Annotated in this window: 13 protein-coding genes; 6 read left to right on the forward strand and 7 right to left on the reverse strand. The window is 72.2% G+C overall.

Annotation, left to right across the window (positions count from 1 at the left end):
* Window positions 1–67: 67 nt before the first annotated feature.
* The 3 genes from tilS to AAG688_RS12500 are packed head-to-tail and all read left to right on the forward strand — an operon-like array spanning window position 68 to window position 2,528.
* Entirely contained in the window at window positions 68–1,357 is a 1,290-nt protein-coding gene (tilS, locus tag AAG688_RS12490; protein ID WP_411832569.1) for a tRNA lysidine(34) synthetase TilS, read from the forward strand.
* 45 nt (window positions 1,358–1,402) lie between these two features.
* Window positions 1,403–1,663 (forward strand): exodeoxyribonuclease VII small subunit, encoded by a 261-nt coding sequence (locus AAG688_RS12495; protein WP_411832570.1) that lies wholly within the window; start codon window positions 1,403–1,405, stop codon window positions 1,661–1,663.
* Window positions 1,653–2,528 carry a polyprenyl synthetase family protein gene (locus tag AAG688_RS12500; protein WP_411832571.1) on the forward strand — a complete coding sequence of 292 codons (876 nt, stop codon included), beginning with the start codon at window positions 1,653–1,655 and terminating at the stop codon, window positions 2,526–2,528. Before AAG688_RS12495 ends, AAG688_RS12500 begins: the two co-directional genes overlap by 11 nt.
* 159 nt (window positions 2,529–2,687) lie before the next feature.
* Here AAG688_RS12500 and AAG688_RS12505 read toward each other — a convergent pair whose 3' ends face one another.
* Window positions 2,688–3,098: a DUF4870 domain-containing protein gene (locus AAG688_RS12505; protein WP_411832572.1), complete on the reverse strand. Its 411-nt coding sequence runs from the start codon at window positions 3,096–3,098 to the stop codon at window positions 2,688–2,690.
* 76 nt (window positions 3,099–3,174) lie between these two features.
* Entirely contained in the window at window positions 3,175–4,485 is a 1,311-nt protein-coding gene (gene pmbA, locus AAG688_RS12510; protein WP_411834998.1) for a metalloprotease PmbA, read from the reverse strand.
* Between the two features lie 172 nt (window positions 4,486–4,657).
* On the opposite strand from pmbA, the gene yjgA reads away from it, so the two are divergent.
* A complete protein-coding gene (gene yjgA / locus AAG688_RS12515) occupies window positions 4,658–5,206 on the forward strand; it encodes a ribosome biogenesis factor YjgA (protein ID WP_411832573.1) in 549 nt (182 codons plus the stop codon).
* Window positions 5,207–5,271: 65 nt separating this feature from the next.
* Here the strand turns inward: yjgA and tldD are convergent, their stop codons facing one another.
* The 4 genes from tldD to AAG688_RS12535 all read right to left on the reverse strand — a co-directional run bounded on the left by tldD (window position 5,272) and on the right by AAG688_RS12535 (window position 12,979).
* Complete coding sequence (tldD, locus tag AAG688_RS12520) at window positions 5,272–6,717, reverse strand: metalloprotease TldD (protein WP_411832574.1); 1,446 nt, start codon at window positions 6,715–6,717, stop codon at window positions 5,272–5,274.
* Window positions 6,718–6,819: 102 nt separating this feature from the next.
* Complete coding sequence (locus tag AAG688_RS12525) at window positions 6,820–10,695, reverse strand: YhdP family protein (RefSeq protein WP_411832575.1); 3,876 nt, start codon at window positions 10,693–10,695, stop codon at window positions 6,820–6,822.
* 99 nt (window positions 10,696–10,794) lie between these two features.
* Window positions 10,795–12,282 carry a ribonuclease G gene (rng, locus tag AAG688_RS12530; protein ID WP_411832576.1) on the reverse strand — a complete coding sequence of 496 codons (1,488 nt, stop codon included), beginning with the start codon at window positions 12,280–12,282 and terminating at the stop codon, window positions 10,795–10,797.
* Window positions 12,283–12,409: 127 nt separating this feature from the next.
* Window positions 12,410–12,979, reverse strand: coding sequence for a Maf family protein (locus tag AAG688_RS12535; RefSeq protein WP_411832577.1), 570 nt, complete (start codon window positions 12,977–12,979; stop codon window positions 12,410–12,412).
* A gap of 129 nt (window positions 12,980–13,108) precedes the next feature.
* Here AAG688_RS12535 and AAG688_RS12540 point away from each other — a divergent pair, with 129 nt between their 5' ends.
* Together AAG688_RS12540 and AAG688_RS12545 are read left to right on the forward strand one after the other, a co-directional pair.
* Window positions 13,109–13,855, forward strand: coding sequence for an SIMPL domain-containing protein (locus AAG688_RS12540; protein WP_411832578.1), 747 nt, complete (start codon window positions 13,109–13,111; stop codon window positions 13,853–13,855).
* 244 nt (window positions 13,856–14,099) lie between these two features.
* Window positions 14,100–14,768, forward strand: a complete 669-nt coding sequence (locus AAG688_RS12545) for an energy transducer TonB (protein WP_411832579.1) — start codon at window positions 14,100–14,102, stop codon at window positions 14,766–14,768.
* A gap of 258 nt (window positions 14,769–15,026) precedes the next feature.
* On the opposite strand, the gene rlmH is transcribed toward AAG688_RS12545, so the two are convergent.
* Window positions 15,027–15,497 (reverse strand): 23S rRNA (pseudouridine(1915)-N(3))-methyltransferase RlmH, encoded by a 471-nt coding sequence (gene rlmH / locus AAG688_RS12550; protein ID WP_411832580.1) that lies wholly within the window; start codon window positions 15,495–15,497, stop codon window positions 15,027–15,029.
* Window positions 15,498–15,517: the final 20 nt, after the last annotated feature.

The following is a 15,517-nucleotide window of genomic DNA, read 5'->3' on the forward strand; positions in this document are numbered from 1 at the left end:
GCGGCGCAGCTTGTCGTTGCAGCTGCCTGTCGGCCCGGCCGCACCGGCGCGCAGGCTAGGATACGCAATGCCCGACGCCCTGCCGCTCATCGCCCCGGATGCCCATGCGCCGCTGCTGGTGGGCCTGAGCGGGGGCCTGGATTCGGTGGTGCTGCTGCATCGGCTGGCCGGCGATGCACCGGCGCGCGCGCGCGGCCTGCGCGCCCTCCACGTCCACCACGGCCTGCACGACGATGCCGATCGCTGGACGGATCACTGCCGGGCGCTGTGCGCGAGTCTGGAGGTGCCGCTGGAGGTCGCCCGGGTCGAGGTCGCGCGCAACGCCGGCGAGGGCCTGGAAGCCGCCGCACGCCAGGCCCGCTACGCCGCCTTCGCGCGCGCGCTGGGCGAAGGCGAGGTGCTGGCCACCGCGCATCACCTGGACGACCAGGCCGAGACCTTCCTGCTGCGCGCGCTGCGCGCCTCCGGCCCGGACGGGCTGGGCGCGATGCGGCCCTGGCGCGCCTTCGCCGCCGGCCGGCACTGGCGGCCGTTGCTGGACACGCCGCGCACGGCGCTGTTCGCCTATGCGCAGCGCCACGGCCTGCGCTGGATCGAGGATCCCGGCAACGACGACACCGATTTCGACCGCAACTTCCTGCGCCGGCAGGTGCTGCCGCTGCTGCGCACGCGCTGGCCGCGGGCCGAGGCCGCCTTCGCCCGCAGCGCCGCGCTCGGCGCGCAGGCGGCGCAGTTGCTGGAAGCGGAAGACGCCACCGCGCTGGCCGCCTGCGCCACCCTGGACGCGCACGCGCTCGCCGTCGCGCCGCTGCTGAGGCTGCCCGCAGCGCGCCGCGCGCGGGTGTTGCGGCGCTGGGTGCAGGCACTGGGCCTGCCGCCGCTGCCGGCCGAGGGCGTGGCCCGCATCGAGTCGGACCTGCTGGCCGCGCGCGGCGACGGCGGGGCCGCGTTCCGCTGGCGGCAGGCGCAGGTGCGGCGCTGGCGCGATCTGCTGCATGCCGCGCCGCTGGTGCCGCCGCTGCCGCCCGGCTGGCGGACCGGATGGGATGGCCGCGCCGCGCTGTCCCTGCCCGGCGGCGGTGCGCTGGCGCTGGCCGGCGCGGATGCATTGCCCTGCCCGGTCACCGTCACCGCCCGCCACGGCGGCGAGCGCCTCCGGCTGCCGGGCAGGACGCACTCGCACGCGCTTAAGAAGGTGCTGCAAGACCTGGACGTGCCGCCGTGGGAGCGCGAGCGCCTGCCGCTGCTGCGCGACGCCGGCGGCGAGGTGCTGGCCGCCGGCGATCTGGTCGTCGCGGCCGGACTCGATGCATGGCTGCGCGAACGCGGCGCCCGGCTGGAGTGGCGGCGCGACTGATGCCGGCGCGTTGACCTGCCCCATCCGCATCCGCACACTGCGCCGATGGCAAAGAAGACTTCCCCCGACGCCTCGCCGGTCGCCCGCTTCGAGCAGTCGCTGGACGAGCTGGAACAGCTGGTCGATCGCATGGAACAGGGCGAGATGACCCTGGAGGAATCGCTGAGCGCCTACGAGCGCGGCGTCGGCCTGTACCGGCAGTGCCAGAGCGCGCTGGAGCAGGCCGAGATCCGCGTGCGCCTGCTCAGCGATCCGCAGAACCCCGACAGCGCCGAGCCGTTCGCGCCGCTGCCCGATGGCAACTGATCGCTTCGCGGCCTGGGCCGCGCGCAGCGAGGCCACGCTGGAAAGCGCGCTGCCTTCGCCCGATCTCGCGCCGCGGCGCCTGCACGCGGCGATGCGCCATGCCGCGCTGGGCGGCGGCAAGCGCATGCGCCCGCTGCTGGTGTACGCGGCCGGCACGCTGGCGGGCGCGGCGGAGGAAACGCTGGACGTCCCGGCGGCGGCGGTCGAGCTGATCCACGCCTACTCGCTGGTCCACGACGATCTGCCGGCGATGGACGACGACGACCTGCGCCGCGGCCGGCCAACCGTGCACGTGGCCTTCGACGAGGCCACCGCCATCCTCGCCGGCGATGCGCTGCAGACGCGCGCGTTCGAGTTGCTGGCGCAGGCCGACGCGCCCGCGCAACTGCGCGTGGCCTGGCTGGCCACGCTGGCGCAGGCCGCAGGCGCGGCCGGCATGTGCGGCGGGCAGGCGCTGGACATCGACGCCACCGGCGGCGGGCAGGCGCTGGACGAACTGGAACGCATGCACGCGCTCAAGACCGGCGCGCTGATCCGCGCCGCGGTGCGGCTGGGCGCGCTGGCCGGCGCTGCCGGCCCCGATGCGCTGACCCGCCTGGACGGCTACGCCGCCGCGCTGGGCCTGGCCTTCCAGGTGCGCGACGACATCCTCGACATCGAGGCCAGTTCCGAGCAACTGGGCAAGACCGCCGGCAAGGACGCGGCGCAGGCCAAGTCCACCTATCCCGCGCTGCTGGGCATGCAGGGCGCCAGGGCCAAGCTGGAGGAACTGGCCGATGCCATGCGCGATGCGCTGGCGCCGTTCGATGCGCGCGCCGAGGCGCTGCGGGCGCTGGGCGAACTGGCGATCCGCCGTTCGCATTGAGTCCTGCGCCCTACCGGGGCATTACTTGTCGGAGCGACGTCAGTCGCGACAGGTCATCGGAAAAGCTTCATCGCGACTGACGTCGCTCCCACAATAAGCAGTCGCCACAAACGGCAAAGGCCCGGACAAGCCGGGCCTTTGCCTGATGCGCGGAGCGGATTACTTGATCAGGCGCACCGAGAACGGATAACGATAGGCCGTGCCTTCGTTGGCCTTGATGCCGGCGATGATGGCCAGCACCAGCGCGGCCAGGCCGACGAGCGCGATCACCGGGAACAGCAGGAAGCCGATCAGGACGAAAGACAGGATGAAGGCGGCGATGCCGAGCACGACGCATACCACCGTCACCGTGATCTGGAAGTTCAGTGCTTCCTTGCCCTGGTCGGCGACGAACGGCATGGTGTCGCGCTTGACCAGCCACACCACCAGCGGCCCCAGCAGGTTGCCAAAGGGGATGATCAGGCCGACAAGCGCGGACAGGTGGGCGAACATCGCCCATTGGCGCTCCTCGGCGCCGGGCACGGCGGTCGGCGCTTCCGGCGCGGCGGTGTACTGGTTGAAATCTGACATGTGATTCGACTCCCCATCGATGGTGGATGTGTCTGGATGGCGCCACGGCCTGCGTGCGCGCCCCTCATCATAAACGTCAATCGCCGCCGGCGACGGTCATCCGCCCGATCAATATCGAGCCGACGCCAACATGCGATCGCGTATCGACGTCGCTGCCCACCGCCTCGATGCCGGCGAACATGCCGCGCAGGTGGCCGGCGATGGTGATGCCGTCGACCGGATGGGCGATGGCGCCGTCCTCCACCCAGAACCCGGCCGCGCCGCGCGAATAGTCGCCGGTCACCGGATTGACGCCCTGCCCCATCAGCTCGGTCACCAGCAGCCCGCGCTTCATTCCCGCCAGCAGTTCGTCGAAACCGCCGGCGTTGGCCGCCACCTGCAGGTTGTGCACGCCGCCGGCGTTGCCGGTGCTGCGCAGCCCCAGCTTGCGCGCCGAGTAGCTGCCCAGCAGGTAGCGTTGCAGCACGCCGCCGGACACCAGCGCCGAGTCGCGCGTGGCCACGCCCTCGGCGTCGAACGCCGCCGAGCGCAGGCCGCGGCGCAGGTGCGGGCGCTCGTCGATGGAAAACCATTCCGGGAACAGCCGCTGGCCGGCGCTGTCGAGCAGGAAGCTGGCCTTGCGGTACAGCGCGCCGCCGGACACCGCGCCGAGCAGGTGGCCGATCAGCGAGCGCGCGACCTCGGCGGCGAACAGCACCGGGTACTCGCCGGTGGCCAGCGAACGCGGCTCCAGCCGCGCCAGCGTGCGCCGCGCCGCCTCCAGGCCGATGGCCCGCGGCGCCTCCAGGTCGGCCGCCGCCAGCGCGGTGCTGTACCAGCCGTCGCGCTGCATGCCGTCGCCGTGGCCGGCGATCAGCGCGCAGCCCAGGGTGTGCTGGGTGCTGCGCTCGCGGCCGACGAAGCCGTGCGAATTGGCGTACACCGACAGGCTCTCGCTGCTGCCGACCGAGGCGCCGTCGGAATTGGCGATGCGCGCATCGACCTGGCGCCCGGCGGCCTCGCAGGCCAGCGCCAGGTCGATGGCCTGGTCGGCCTCCAGCGCCCACGGATGCCAGTCGTCGAAATCGGGGAACTCGCGCGCCATCAGTTCGGGATCGGCCAGCCCGGCGGCCTCGTCGTCCTCGGTGTAGCGGGCGATCGCGCAGGCCTGCTCGACGGTGGCCTCCAGGCTCTCCTCGCGCAGGTCGGCGGTGCTGGCGCTGCCCTTGCGCCGGCCGAAGTAGACGGTCACGCCGATGCCGCGGTCGCGGGTGGACTCGACCGTCTCCACCGCGCCCATGCGCACGTTGACGCTGAGGCCGCGCTCCTCGCTGCAGCTGACCTCGGCCTGGCTGGCGCCGTGGGCCTTTGCGCGCAGCAGCAGGCGCTGCGACAGGTCGGCCAGCATGTCCAGCTTGCGCTGGCTGTCGTCGGCATGGAGGGTGGCGATGGCGTTCAATGCTTTATCCTTCTGTTCCTTGCGATCCGGGCGTCAGCGCTCCGGACACCTGTCATTCGAGCCCCGCGGCCCGCGACGCACGACGCGCCGGCATCACCCGGGGACATGCGGAGAATCAAACATGCGCGGACGCGATCCCGAAACCGGCGAATACTATGGCCCCAGCCGCACCCAGCAGCGCGAAGGCGCGCTGGAAGTGCGCGACCTGGCCGAGAAACTGGTGGCGCTGCCGGCCGCGCAGCTGGCGCGGCTGCCGATCCCCGAGGATCTGATGCCGCACATCGTCGAGACCCAGCGCATCACCTCGCACATCGCGCACAAGCGCCAGCTGCAGTACCTGGCCAAGCAGATGCGGCGCGAGGACGACGCGGCGCTGGAAGCCATCCGCGACGCGATGGACGAGGGCGGCGAGGCGGCGCGGCGCGAGACCGCGCTGCTGCACCGCGCCGAGCACTGGCGCGATCGCCTGCTGGCCGACGGCGACGCCGCGCTGGCCGACCTGCTGGAAGAACACCCGCAGGCCGATCGCCAGCGGCTGCGCACGCTGGCGCGCAACGCCGCCGAAGAACGCGCGAAGAACAAGCCGCCGCGCGCGTTCCGCGAGTTGTTCCGCGAGCTGCGCGAGGTGCTGGCGGCGGAGCCGGAAGCGGGAATGGAGAATGGGGAATAGGGAATGGCGGAAGCAGGACTCAGGCGCCTGCCGATTCCCCATTCCCGATTCCCCGTTCCCGGCCTTCACGCCTTCGTACCGCCCACGGTCAGCCCCTCGATCAGCAGCGACGGCTGGCCCACGCCGACCGGCACGCTCTGGCCATCCTTGCCGCATACGCCGACGCCCTGGTCCAGCGCCAGGTCGTGGCCGACCATGCGCACCTTCTGCATCGTCTCCGGGCCGTTGCCGATCAGCGTGGCGCCCTTGACCGGCGCGGTAACCTTGCCGTCCTCGATGAGATAGGCCTCGGTCGCCGAGAACACGTACTTGCCGCTGGTGATGTCGACCTGCCCGCCGCCGAAGTTGACCGCGTACAGGCCCTTCTTCACCGAACGGATCATCTCCTCGGGATCGTGCCGGCCGGCCAGCATGTAGGTGTTGGTCATGCGCGGCATCGGCAGGTGCGCGAACGATTCGCGGCGGCCGTTGCCGGTCGGCGCCATGCCCATCAGCCGCGCGTTGTGGGTGTCCTGCATGTAGCCGACCAGCACGCCGTCCTCGATCAGCGTCGTGCAGTTGGTCGGCGTGCCCTCGTCGTCGATGTTGAGCGAACCGCGCCGGCCCGGCAGCGTGCCGTCGTCGACGATGGTCACCCCGGGCGAGGCCACGCGCTGGCCGATGCGGCCGGCGTAGACGCTGGTGCCCTTGCGGTTGAAGTCGCCCTCCAGGCCGTGGCCGACCGCTTCGTGCAGCAGCACGCCCGGCCAGCCGGATCCCAGCACCACCGGCATCACCCCGGCCGGCGCGTCGATCGCGTCGAGGTTGACCAGCGCCTGCCGCAGCGCCTCGCGCGCCAGGTCCTCCGGCTTGCCGTCGGCGAACAGCTCGGCGTAGGAATAGCGCCCGCCCATGCCGGCGTAGCCGGACTCGCGGCGGCCGCCCTGCTCGACGATGACCTGCACGTTGAGCCGCACCAGCGGGCGCACGTCGGCGGCCAGCACGCCGTCGCTGCGCGCCACCATCACCGTGTCCACGCCGCCGGACAGGCTGACGGTGACCTGCTGCACGCGCGGGTCGGCGGCGCGCACGTACTGGTCGACGCGGCGCAGCGCGGCGACCTTGGCGTCGTTGCTCATCGCATCGATCGGATCGGCCGCGTCGTACAGCGCGCGACCGCCACCGCGCACCAGCGCCTGCGGTCGGTGCGCGGCGCCGTCGCGGGCGATCGCGCGCGCCGAGTGCGCCGCCTCGATCAGCGCCGCGCCGTTGATGTCGTCGGAATAGGCGAAGCCGGTCTTCTCGCCGGAGATCGCGCGCACGCCCACGCCCTGCTCGATCGAGTGCGCGCCGTCCTTGACGATGCCGTCCTCGACCGTCCAGCTCTCGCGCCGTGCATGCTGGAAGTACAGGTCGCCGAAGTCGATGCCCGGCCCCAGCAGCGTGCCGAAGGCGCGGTCGAGTTCGCCCTGGTCGAGGCCGGCAGGCAGCAGGAGGCGGGTTTCGGCGAGGGAAAGCGCGGAGGTATTCATCGGACAAGGATTGGGGCAAGGGAGGGGAAAGACAAGCCGAAACCGCGGCGCGGAATCGACCCACGCCACCTGTCTACCGGCGGCGCGGCGGATGCAGGGCCGTCAGCGCGCTTCGATCGGGCCGGCTTCGGACGCTGGCGCGGCGCGCGACTGCTCGCGGCCAATCGTCTCGATCTTCGGTTCCTTCCACGGCCCGGTGACGCGATAGGTCCTGGCGCCCATCTCGCCGAGCGGCTTCTTCAGCACCGCGTTGGCGACCGCACCGACCGCCGCGCCGATCGGGCCGCCGGCGACCGCGCCGACCGCGGTCAGCACGTTGGCCGACTTGGGCAGCACCTCGATGGTCTGGTCGAAGCGTTCGCCGCCCAGGTCGGTGGTGCCGCGGATGCGGATTTCGGCGGCCGGGCCGTCGATCTTCAGGTCGTCGCTGCGCGCCAGCCCGCCGTCCACGCTCAGGTTGCCCTCGATGCGGTTGAAGGCGAAGCCGCGCGAGAAGAAATCGCTGAAGTCCAGCATCAGCCGCCGCCGCACCTCGGCCACGCTGAGCAGGCCGAGCATGCGCCCGGCGCCGGGCTCGACCTCCAGCAGGTGGCCGTCGCGCACGTCGAGGCGCGCGGCGCCCTCCAGCGTGGCCAGCCGGAACGCGGCCGGATTGCCCGGCCATTGCAGGTCCAGGTTCACCTGGCCGTGGCCGCCGCCGACCCGGCCGGGATAGCCCAGCGAGGCCAGCAGCGCGCCCACGTCATCGCTGTCGATGGCCGCGCCCAGGCGGGTGCGCGCGGCCGCGCCGCGGCCGGTCCAGCTGCCTTCGACGTCGATGCGCTGGCGTTGCGAGCGCAGTTGCAGCTGCTCGACCTTCATGCCGCCGGCCACGGCCTGCGTGCGCAGGCGCGCGCTGCCCAGCACGGCGTCGCCGAAGCGCAGGTCGTCGATGTCCAGCGTCAGCGGCGGGATCTGCGCCGGATCCAGATCGTCGGCCAGCGACGCCGGCGATGCGGAGGCGACCGGCGCGGCGCCCGCCTCCGCCGTGGCCGTGGCCACGGGCGCGACGGTCGCACCGGTGGCCGGCGCCGCGCGCCAGTGCAGCCGCGCCAGTTGGCCGGCGATCGCGGCGTGCCTGGCGTCGGGCACCAGCAGGGACCCGGACAGCGCCGGTCCGTCCAGGCTCACCGCCAGCGCCTGATCGGCCGGCGCGATCTGCACGCGCGTGGATGGGAACTGCCCGCCCAGCAGGCGCAGGCGGTCGGCGCTGACGTCGATGCGCCGCAGCGGCAGGCCGCCGTCGCCGGCGCCGCCGCGCGCCAGCGCGATCCATTCCATCGCGTCGAGCGTGCCGGTGCGGCCGGTCGCGATCAGTCCGTTGGCCGGCGGCAACTGGTCGACCCGCGCGCTGCCGAGCGCGACGCGCACGCCGGTCTGGCCGTTCCGGCTGTGCGCGCGCAGGGCCAGCCGGTTGCCGAAGCCGACGTCGATCTGCCCGCCGCCCAGCGGCAGCGGCGCGACCACGGTCGTGGCCAGCGGCGTGGCGGCCGGCTTGTCCAGCGGCGCGGGCAGGTCCAGGGTGGTGCCGAACAGGCTGGAACGCAGTTGCAGCCGGCTCGGCAGGGCCGCCGGCGCGCCCGCCTTCTCGACCGGTATCGCCACCGCCACCGTCCATTCGGACTGGCCGTGGATGTGCGGTTTCAGCCATGCCATCTCCGGCGCGCGGTCGAGCAGCTCGCGCGCGTCCAGCATCGCCGACAGGTCGGCCTCGAACGCCTGCGCGGCATCGCGCACGCCATCGCCGGCGCGCAGCGACAGCACGCCGGGGCGGCCCTGGTGGACCACCCGCAGCGGCCCGGAGGCGAAACCGCCGTCGCCGTAGCGGGCCTTGCCGTGCATCTGCGCGAAGGCCAGGTCCCAGCGCTTTTCGGTCAGCGCCGCGCCCTGCAGTTCGACCTCGCCCTTGAGCCTGTGCAGCGCCGCGTGCTCCTTCTTCAGCGGCTGCAGCAGGGCGAAGCTGGCACGCACCGGCCCCTTGCCCTGCAGGTTGTCGAGGACCTCGCCGTAGCGCCGTTGCAGCGGGCTGCGCCTGAGCAGGTCGATGAAGGCGCCGGCATCGCCGGCGGCGCGCGCGTCCACGCTGAGATCGGCGTCGCCGAAGTCGGCGATGCCGGCATCGAAGCGATCCAGCCGCACGCCGGCCAGGCGCGCCTGCCCGCCGATGGTGAAGCCGTTGCCGACGAAGGCGATGTCGGCCTCGACGCGCTCCATCGCCGGCCAGTCGGGCTGGAACTTGAACTGCCCGTCCTCGATGCGGGCGGTGGCCTCGAAGCGGCCATTGCGCTCAACGAACGGCCAGTCGTCGAGATCGCCGGACACCAGCGCGCGGCCGCCGCGCACGCGGCCGCCGACCAGCGCCGCGTCGAGCCAGCGCACCGCCGCTTCCGGCATCCGGTGGTGGATCCAGAAGCCCTTGGCCACCGGCACCGGCGCATCGTCCAGTTCGGCCGCCAGATCGATCCAGGGCCGGCTGCCGTCGCCCTGGAACCACAGGCCGCCGCGCACCCGCGCGCCATAGTCGCGCCCGCTCACGCGCAGCGCCGGGGTGGCCACGCGCCAGCCGGCGCCCTCGCGCCAGCCCAGGATCTGGCCATCCAGGCCGAGTTCGTGGGCCACGCCGAAGCCGCGCGGCCAGTCGAAGCGCATCGCCGCATGCGGATCCAGCCGCAGCGCGAAGCCCTCGCCGTCACCCTGGAATTCACCGGCCAGTCCTTCCAGCCCCGGCGCATCGCCGACCGGCAGGAAGCCCACGCCGCTGAGCCGGCCGCTGCCGCGCATCGGACCGCCGCGCGTGCCGGCCAGCGACAGCTGCGCGATCTGCGCGCTCGGCCGCGCCTGCGACAGCCAGCGGCGCAGGCCGGCATCGACGCCATCGCTGAGCGCCAGCAGCCGCAGCAGCGGCGCGGCGTCGATGCGCTCGGCCAGCAGCGCGTAGCGCTGCCCGGCCGCCACGGTCAGCCCGTCCAGCACCTGCTGCCGTCCGTCGCCGGACATGCGCAGGCGCGGCGCGTCGAAGCGCCAGCCATCGGCCGCCTGTCGCCAGCGCAGCCGCGCCTGCACCTGCTCGAAATCCAGCGTTGGCGCCTCGGCCGCCGGCGCCAGCGGCGCGCCGCGCAGTCGCAGGCTGCGCAACTCGACCTGCGAGGTCACCTGCACCACGCGGTGATCGCGCACGTCCACCCAGCCCTGCAAGCGGCCCTGGCCGCCATCCACGGCGATGCCGGCGTGGCGCAGCAGCGGCGACCACACGCCGAGGTCCTCCGGCGCGCTGTCCAGGTAGATGCGGCCGCCGCCGCTGTCGCGCGCCAGTTCGGCGGTGATCCGCAGCGGCGCGGCGCCGTCGCGGATCCACGCGCGGGTGCCGGCGCGCACGCGCTGGCCGTCCACGCGCAGGCGCAGGTCGATGCGCGGCAGGGTGATGTCCCAGTCCAGCGACGGCGCGACCACGCGCAGGCGGCCGCCGATGATCTGCAGTTCGCCCAGCCCTTCCAGCGTGGCCAGCGGATCCCCGCCGGCCTGCTGGCCCGGCAGGCCGCGCACCGACCACTGCCCGGCATCGTCGCGCTGCAGCGTCAGCGACAGCCCGCGCAGGCGCAGCTCGGTGAACGAGCGACCCGGCAGCAGCCCAGCGTACATCGATACCAGCACCTCGGCCTGGCCGACGCGCACGCCGGCCTCGCCACGGCCGATGCGCATCCCTTCCAGTTGCAGCAGCGGCCCGCGCCGCGTCCAGCGCGTCCTGACCTGGTCGAAGGCCACCGGCTGCCCGGCCTGCTCGCTGAGCCAGGCGGCGATGCGATCCGGATGGCGCTCGGCCAGCGGCAGCACCTGGCTGGCCACGCCCAGCACCAGCGCCATGCACACCAGCACGATGGCCAGGCCGTAGGCCAGGCCACGGCGGAGCAGGCGCAGGCGGCGGCGCACAGGCGTGGACATCAGAAGGCGGGAATGGGGAATCGGAAATGGGGAATGGGAGAGAAACGCCGTCCGGTATCGCTTCTACGATTCCCGATTCCCCATTCCCGATTCCCGGCCCTAGAGCAGCACCACATCGAACTGCTCCTGCAAATACTGATCGTCGGCCTGGAAGCGGATGGTCTTGCCGAGGAATTCCTCCAGTTCGGCCACCGCCTGCGATTCGTCCTCGGTGATGCGCGCGACCACCTTGGACGAGGCGATCACCAGCAGCCGCGCGGCCTCGAACTGGCGCACTGCGCGGGTGATCTCGCGGAAGATCTCGTAGGTCACCGTCTCGGCGGTCTTGATGCTGCCGCGGCCGCCGCACTGCGGGCAGGTCTCCGACAACTGCCGCTCCAGGCTCTCGACGGTGCGCTTGCGGGTCATCTCCACCAGCCCCAGCGGCGAGAACTCGTACACCGTGGTCTTGGCGTGGTCGCGCGCCAGCGCCTTCTCCAGCGTGCGCAGCACCTGGCGGCGGTGCTCGGCGTCGTCCATGTCGATGAAGTCGATGATGATGATGCCGCCGAGGTTGCGCAGCCGCAGCTGCCGCGCCACCGCCTGCGCCGCCTCCAGGTTGGTGCGGTAGACGGTCTCCTCCAGGTTGCGCTGGCCGAGGAAGGAGCCAGTGTTGACGTCGATGGTGGTCATCGCCTCGGTCTGGTCGATGACCAGGTAGCCGCCGGACTTCAGCGGCACCTGCTTGTCCAGCGCGCGGCCGATCTCGTCCTCGACGCCGTACAGGTCGAAGATCGGGCGATCGCCGGTGTACAGCTCGATGCGCTCGGCCAGCACCGGCATGTACTTGGCGACGAAGGCCTGCAGGCGCTCGTAGGTCTCGCGCGAATCGACCTTGACCTTCTCCACGTCCTTGCGGATCAGGTCGCGCACCGCGCGCAGCGGCAGGCTCAGGTCCTCGTAGAGGATGCTGCAGGTCGGCGACTCGCGGCCGCGCTTCTCGACGATGTTCCATACCCGCGACAGGTAGGCCAGGTCCTCGGCCAGCGCCTCGGCCGGCTGCCCTTCGGCATTGGTGCGGATGATGTAGCCGTGGCCGCCGTGCTGGGCGGCCAGGTCGGTGACCACCGACTTCAGCCGCGCGCGCTCGGCCTCGTCCTCGATGCGCGCCGACACGCCGACCACCTTCGACTGCGGCAGCAGCACCAGGTAGCGCGACGGGATGCTGATCTGGGTGGTCAGCCGCGCGCCCTTGCTGCCGATCGGATCCTTGACCACCTGCACCACGATGTCCTGGCCGTCGCGCAGCAGGTCCATGATCGGCACCGACGGCGGCGGCGGCAGCGGCGCCTCGTCGGCCTCGCCGGTCGCGCCCGGCACCGTGCGCACGATGTCGTTGGCGTGCAGGAACGCCGCGCGCTCCAGCCCGACCTCGACGAACGCGGCCTGCATGCCCGGCATCACCCGCTGCACCTTGCCCTTGTAGATGTTGCCGACCACGCCGCGCCGCCAGCCGCGCTCGATGTGCAGCTCCTGCAGCATGCCGTTCTCGACCACGGCCACGCGGGTCTCGCGCGGGGTGACGTTTACCAGGATCTCTTCGCTCATGGCGTGACTCGACGCGCCGGCATCGTGGGAAGCCGCGGCTCCCGCATGGCACCGACTCCCCTTCCCCCGCGTGCGGGGGAAGGAGGGGATGGGAGGAAACGCCGGTCATGCATACCGGAGTCGCGATTCATTTCGTCACCCCGAACGCCTTCAGCAACCGCGCCGTCTCGTGCAGCGGCAGCCCCATCACCCCGGAGTAGCTGCCGTCGAGCCGGCTGACGAACTGCTCGGCATGACCCTGGATGCCGTAGGCGCCGGCCTTGCCCATCGCCTCGCCGGTGGCCAGGTAGCCGGCGATGTCATCCTCGTCCAGCGGCATGAAGGTGACCCGCGAGCGCGACAGCGCATGCAGTTCGCGTTCGGCGCTGACCAGCCACACCACCGAGATCACCTCGTGGGTGCGCCCGGACAGCCGCAGCAGCATCGCCGCCGCGTCGTCCGCATCGGCCGGCTTGCCGAACACCTCGTCGTCCAGCACCACCTCGGTATCGGCGCCCAGCACCACCGCGCCGGGCGTGGCGACCACCCGCAGCAGGCCGGCGCCGGCCTTCTCGCGGGCGACCCGGCTGACGTAGTCGGCGGCCGGCTCGCCGGGCTGGCGATGTTCGGGGAGGTCGAGTTCGAGCGTGCCGAAACGGCAGCCGAGGCGGGTCAGCAGTTCGGCGCGGCGCGGCGATTGGGAGGCCAGGTAAAGCATCGTGACAGGATAACCCGCGCCGCCTGACTGAACGGCCGCCAATCCGGGCCTGCGGCACCCGACCCCGGCCGGGGTCACAGCGCGTTCATCCTCGCCTGAACACCCTGTCCGCCTTCAAGGAGATCCACGATGCGAAACCCTGTCCTCGCCCGCCCGCTGCGTCCGCTGTTGCTTGCCCTTTCCCTCGCCGCAGGAAGCCTCGCCATGACCAGCCATGCCCAGTCCGTCCCCGGCTACGCCGTCACCGCCGACGGCACCCTGCTGAACGTCTCCGCCCAGGCCGAGGCCTCGCGCGTGCCCGACGTGGCCACCCTCTCGGCCGGCGTGGTCACCCAGGCCGCCGACGGCAACGCGGCGATGCGCCAGAACGCCGAGCAGATGGCCAAGGTGACCGCCGCCATCAAGGCCGCCGGCATCGCCGACAAGGACGTGCAGACCAGCGGCATCAACCTGCATCCGCAGTACCGCTATGCCGAGAACGAGCCGCCGCGCATCACCGGCTACCAGGCCACCAACACGGTCAGCCTGAAGGTGCGCGACGTCACCCGGCTGGGCAAGGTGCTCGACGCGCTGGCCGCAGTCGGCGCCAACCAGATCAACGGCCCGAGCTTCAAGATCGACCAGCCCGAACCGGTCTACGACGAGGCCCGCCTGGCCGCGCTGCAGAAGGCGCAGGCGCGCGCCGAGACCTACGCCAAGGCGCTGGGCCTGCGCGTGCACCGCATCGTCAGCATCTCCGAGGGCGGCGGCAACGACTTCCGGCCGATGCCGATGATGGCGATGGCCAAGGCCGATCGCTACGAGAGCACCCCGGTGTCGCCGGGCGAGACCACGCTGTCGGTCAGCCTGGACGTGGTGTTCGAGCTGGGCAGGTGAATCCCCGGGCCTGGTCGATGCCAGGAACGCGCGGACATGCGGCGGGTCCTTCGGACCCGCCGTTTTTCGTTGCGGCCTCCGTCGCGGTTTCCCCGGTCGCCGTGGCGGTTGGACCAAAGTCGGACGCGCCCCTATTGCCAAATCCGCTGCGGCGGGCGCAGATTCGGGTCGCGGCACTCCGCGCTGCAACCCCACGCCCGGCGTCCGTGCGTTGTCCCTCTCACAGCCCTACTGGAGGTGGATCATGGTTCGCACCCTGCCTTTCCGTCCGCAGTCCCGTCCCGACGCCGCGCGCGTGCTGGCCCTCGCCGCCGCCATCGCGGTCCACCTGCTGGCGATGCTGTTGCTGCTGATGCCGCTGGCCGGCCCGCAGGCGGAAAAGATCGTGGCCCCGCGCGAGATTCCGCCGTGGGTGATTCCGGTGGAACCCATCACGCCCCCCGTTCCGCCGCAGCCCGTGGAGTTGCAGAAGCCGCAACCGCCACAACCGACTCTCACCCAGCGCATCCAGCGCGAACCCACGCCGCAGCCGCCGGTCGTCGTGGAGCCGGGCGCCGAGCGCACCGTCGACATCGCGGTCGCCCCCAGCGAAGGTCCGACCGGCGACAGCACCACCGTCGACGTCTCGCCGATGATGATGGGCGCCCAGCTTCGCTATGCGAAGGCGCCCGCCCCGCCCTATCCGCGCGACGCGCTGATCGGCCGCATCGAAGGCACGGTGACGCTGAAGATCCTGGTCGACACTGACGGCAAGCCGCTGGAAGTAAGCATCGAGACCTCCAGCGGCAACCGCTCGCTGGATCGCGCCGCCAGCCAGCACGTGCTCAGGCACTGGCGCTTCCAGCCGGCGATGCGCGACGGCCGGCCGGTGCAGGCCCACGGACTGGTGCCGATCGCGTTCTCCCTGCAATAAACGCGCATCGGCATCCACTTCAATGGGACGGCCCGCCGCGAGGTGGGTCGTTCTTTTTTTGGCTATTTATCCAGCCTGTAGCGCCGAGCTTGCTCGGCGGGAGCGTTCCGGAGGAGCGGAGCAAGCTCCGCTCTACAGCGGGTCCGGCATGGAACGGCCGCTGCGAGGCGGACCATCCTTCTTCCGGCCATTCGCCCGAGCCTGTAGCGGCGGGTGCGACCCGGAGCAGCGGAGCAAGCTCGGCCCTACAACGGTGTCCTATGCGCGGTGGTAGGGATGGTTGGCCAGCATCGCCGCGGCGCGGTACAGCTGCTCGGCCACCACCAGCCGCGCCAGCATGTGCGGCAGCGTCAGCGGTCCCAGCGACCAGGTCTCGTGCGCGGCGGCGAGCACGTCGGCGGCATGGCCTTCCGGCCCGCCGATCAGGAAGGCCAGGTCGCGGCCCTGGCCGCGCCAGTGCTCCAGCCGCTGCGCGAGCTGTTCGGAGGAATGGGCCTTGCCGGTCACCTCCAGCGCGACCACGTGCGCATTGCGAGGCAGCGCGGCCAGCACGCGGCGCCCCTCGTCGTCGATGGCGCGCTGCGGATCGCGGCCCTTGCCGCGCAGGCCCGGCTCGATCTCGACCAGATCCAGTGGCAGCCAGTGCGACAGGCGCTTGCGGTATTCGGCGAAACCCTCCGCCACCCAGGCGGGCGCGCGTTCGCCGGTGGCGATGAGGCGAGCTTTCACATTGAGAAGTGAGCGAAGAG

The organism is Pseudoxanthomonas mexicana, from assembly GCF_046736355.1.
GTDB lineage: Bacteria > Pseudomonadota > Gammaproteobacteria > Xanthomonadales > Xanthomonadaceae > Pseudoxanthomonas_A > Pseudoxanthomonas_A mexicana_B.

Bases quoted from the DNA above. Each gene is read 5' to 3' on its own strand.
- rng (WP_411832576.1), bottom strand. From the start codon at position 12,282: ATGAGCGAAGAGATCCTGGTAAACGTCACCCCGCGCGAGACCCGCGTG.
- AAG688_RS12545 (WP_411832579.1), top strand. From the start codon at position 14,100: ATGGTTCGCACCCTGCCTTTCCGTCCGCAGTCCCGTCCCGACGCCGCG.
- AAG688_RS12500 (WP_411832571.1), top strand. From the start codon at position 1,653: ATGGCAACTGATCGCTTCGCGGCCTGGGCCGCGCGCAGCGAGGCCACG.
- tilS (WP_411832569.1), top strand. From the start codon at position 68: ATGCCCGACGCCCTGCCGCTCATCGCCCCGGATGCCCATGCGCCGCTG.
- yjgA (WP_411832573.1), top strand. From the start codon at position 4,658: ATGCGCGGACGCGATCCCGAAACCGGCGAATACTATGGCCCCAGCCGC.
- tldD (WP_411832574.1), bottom strand. From the start codon at position 6,717: ATGAATACCTCCGCGCTTTCCCTCGCCGAAACCCGCCTCCTGCTGCCT.
- AAG688_RS12540 (WP_411832578.1), top strand. From the start codon at position 13,109: ATGCGAAACCCTGTCCTCGCCCGCCCGCTGCGTCCGCTGTTGCTTGCC.
- AAG688_RS12495 (WP_411832570.1), top strand. From the start codon at position 1,403: ATGGCAAAGAAGACTTCCCCCGACGCCTCGCCGGTCGCCCGCTTCGAG.
- pmbA (WP_411834998.1), bottom strand. From the start codon at position 4,485: ATGCTGGCCGACCTGTCGCAGCGCCTGCTGCTGCGCGCAAAGGCCCAC.
- AAG688_RS12525 (WP_411832575.1), bottom strand. From the start codon at position 10,695: ATGTCCACGCCTGTGCGCCGCCGCCTGCGCCTGCTCCGCCGTGGCCTG.
- AAG688_RS12535 (WP_411832577.1), bottom strand. From the start codon at position 12,979: ATGCTTTACCTGGCCTCCCAATCGCCGCGCCGCGCCGAACTGCTGACC.
- AAG688_RS12505 (WP_411832572.1), bottom strand. From the start codon at position 3,098: ATGTCAGATTTCAACCAGTACACCGCCGCGCCGGAAGCGCCGACCGCC.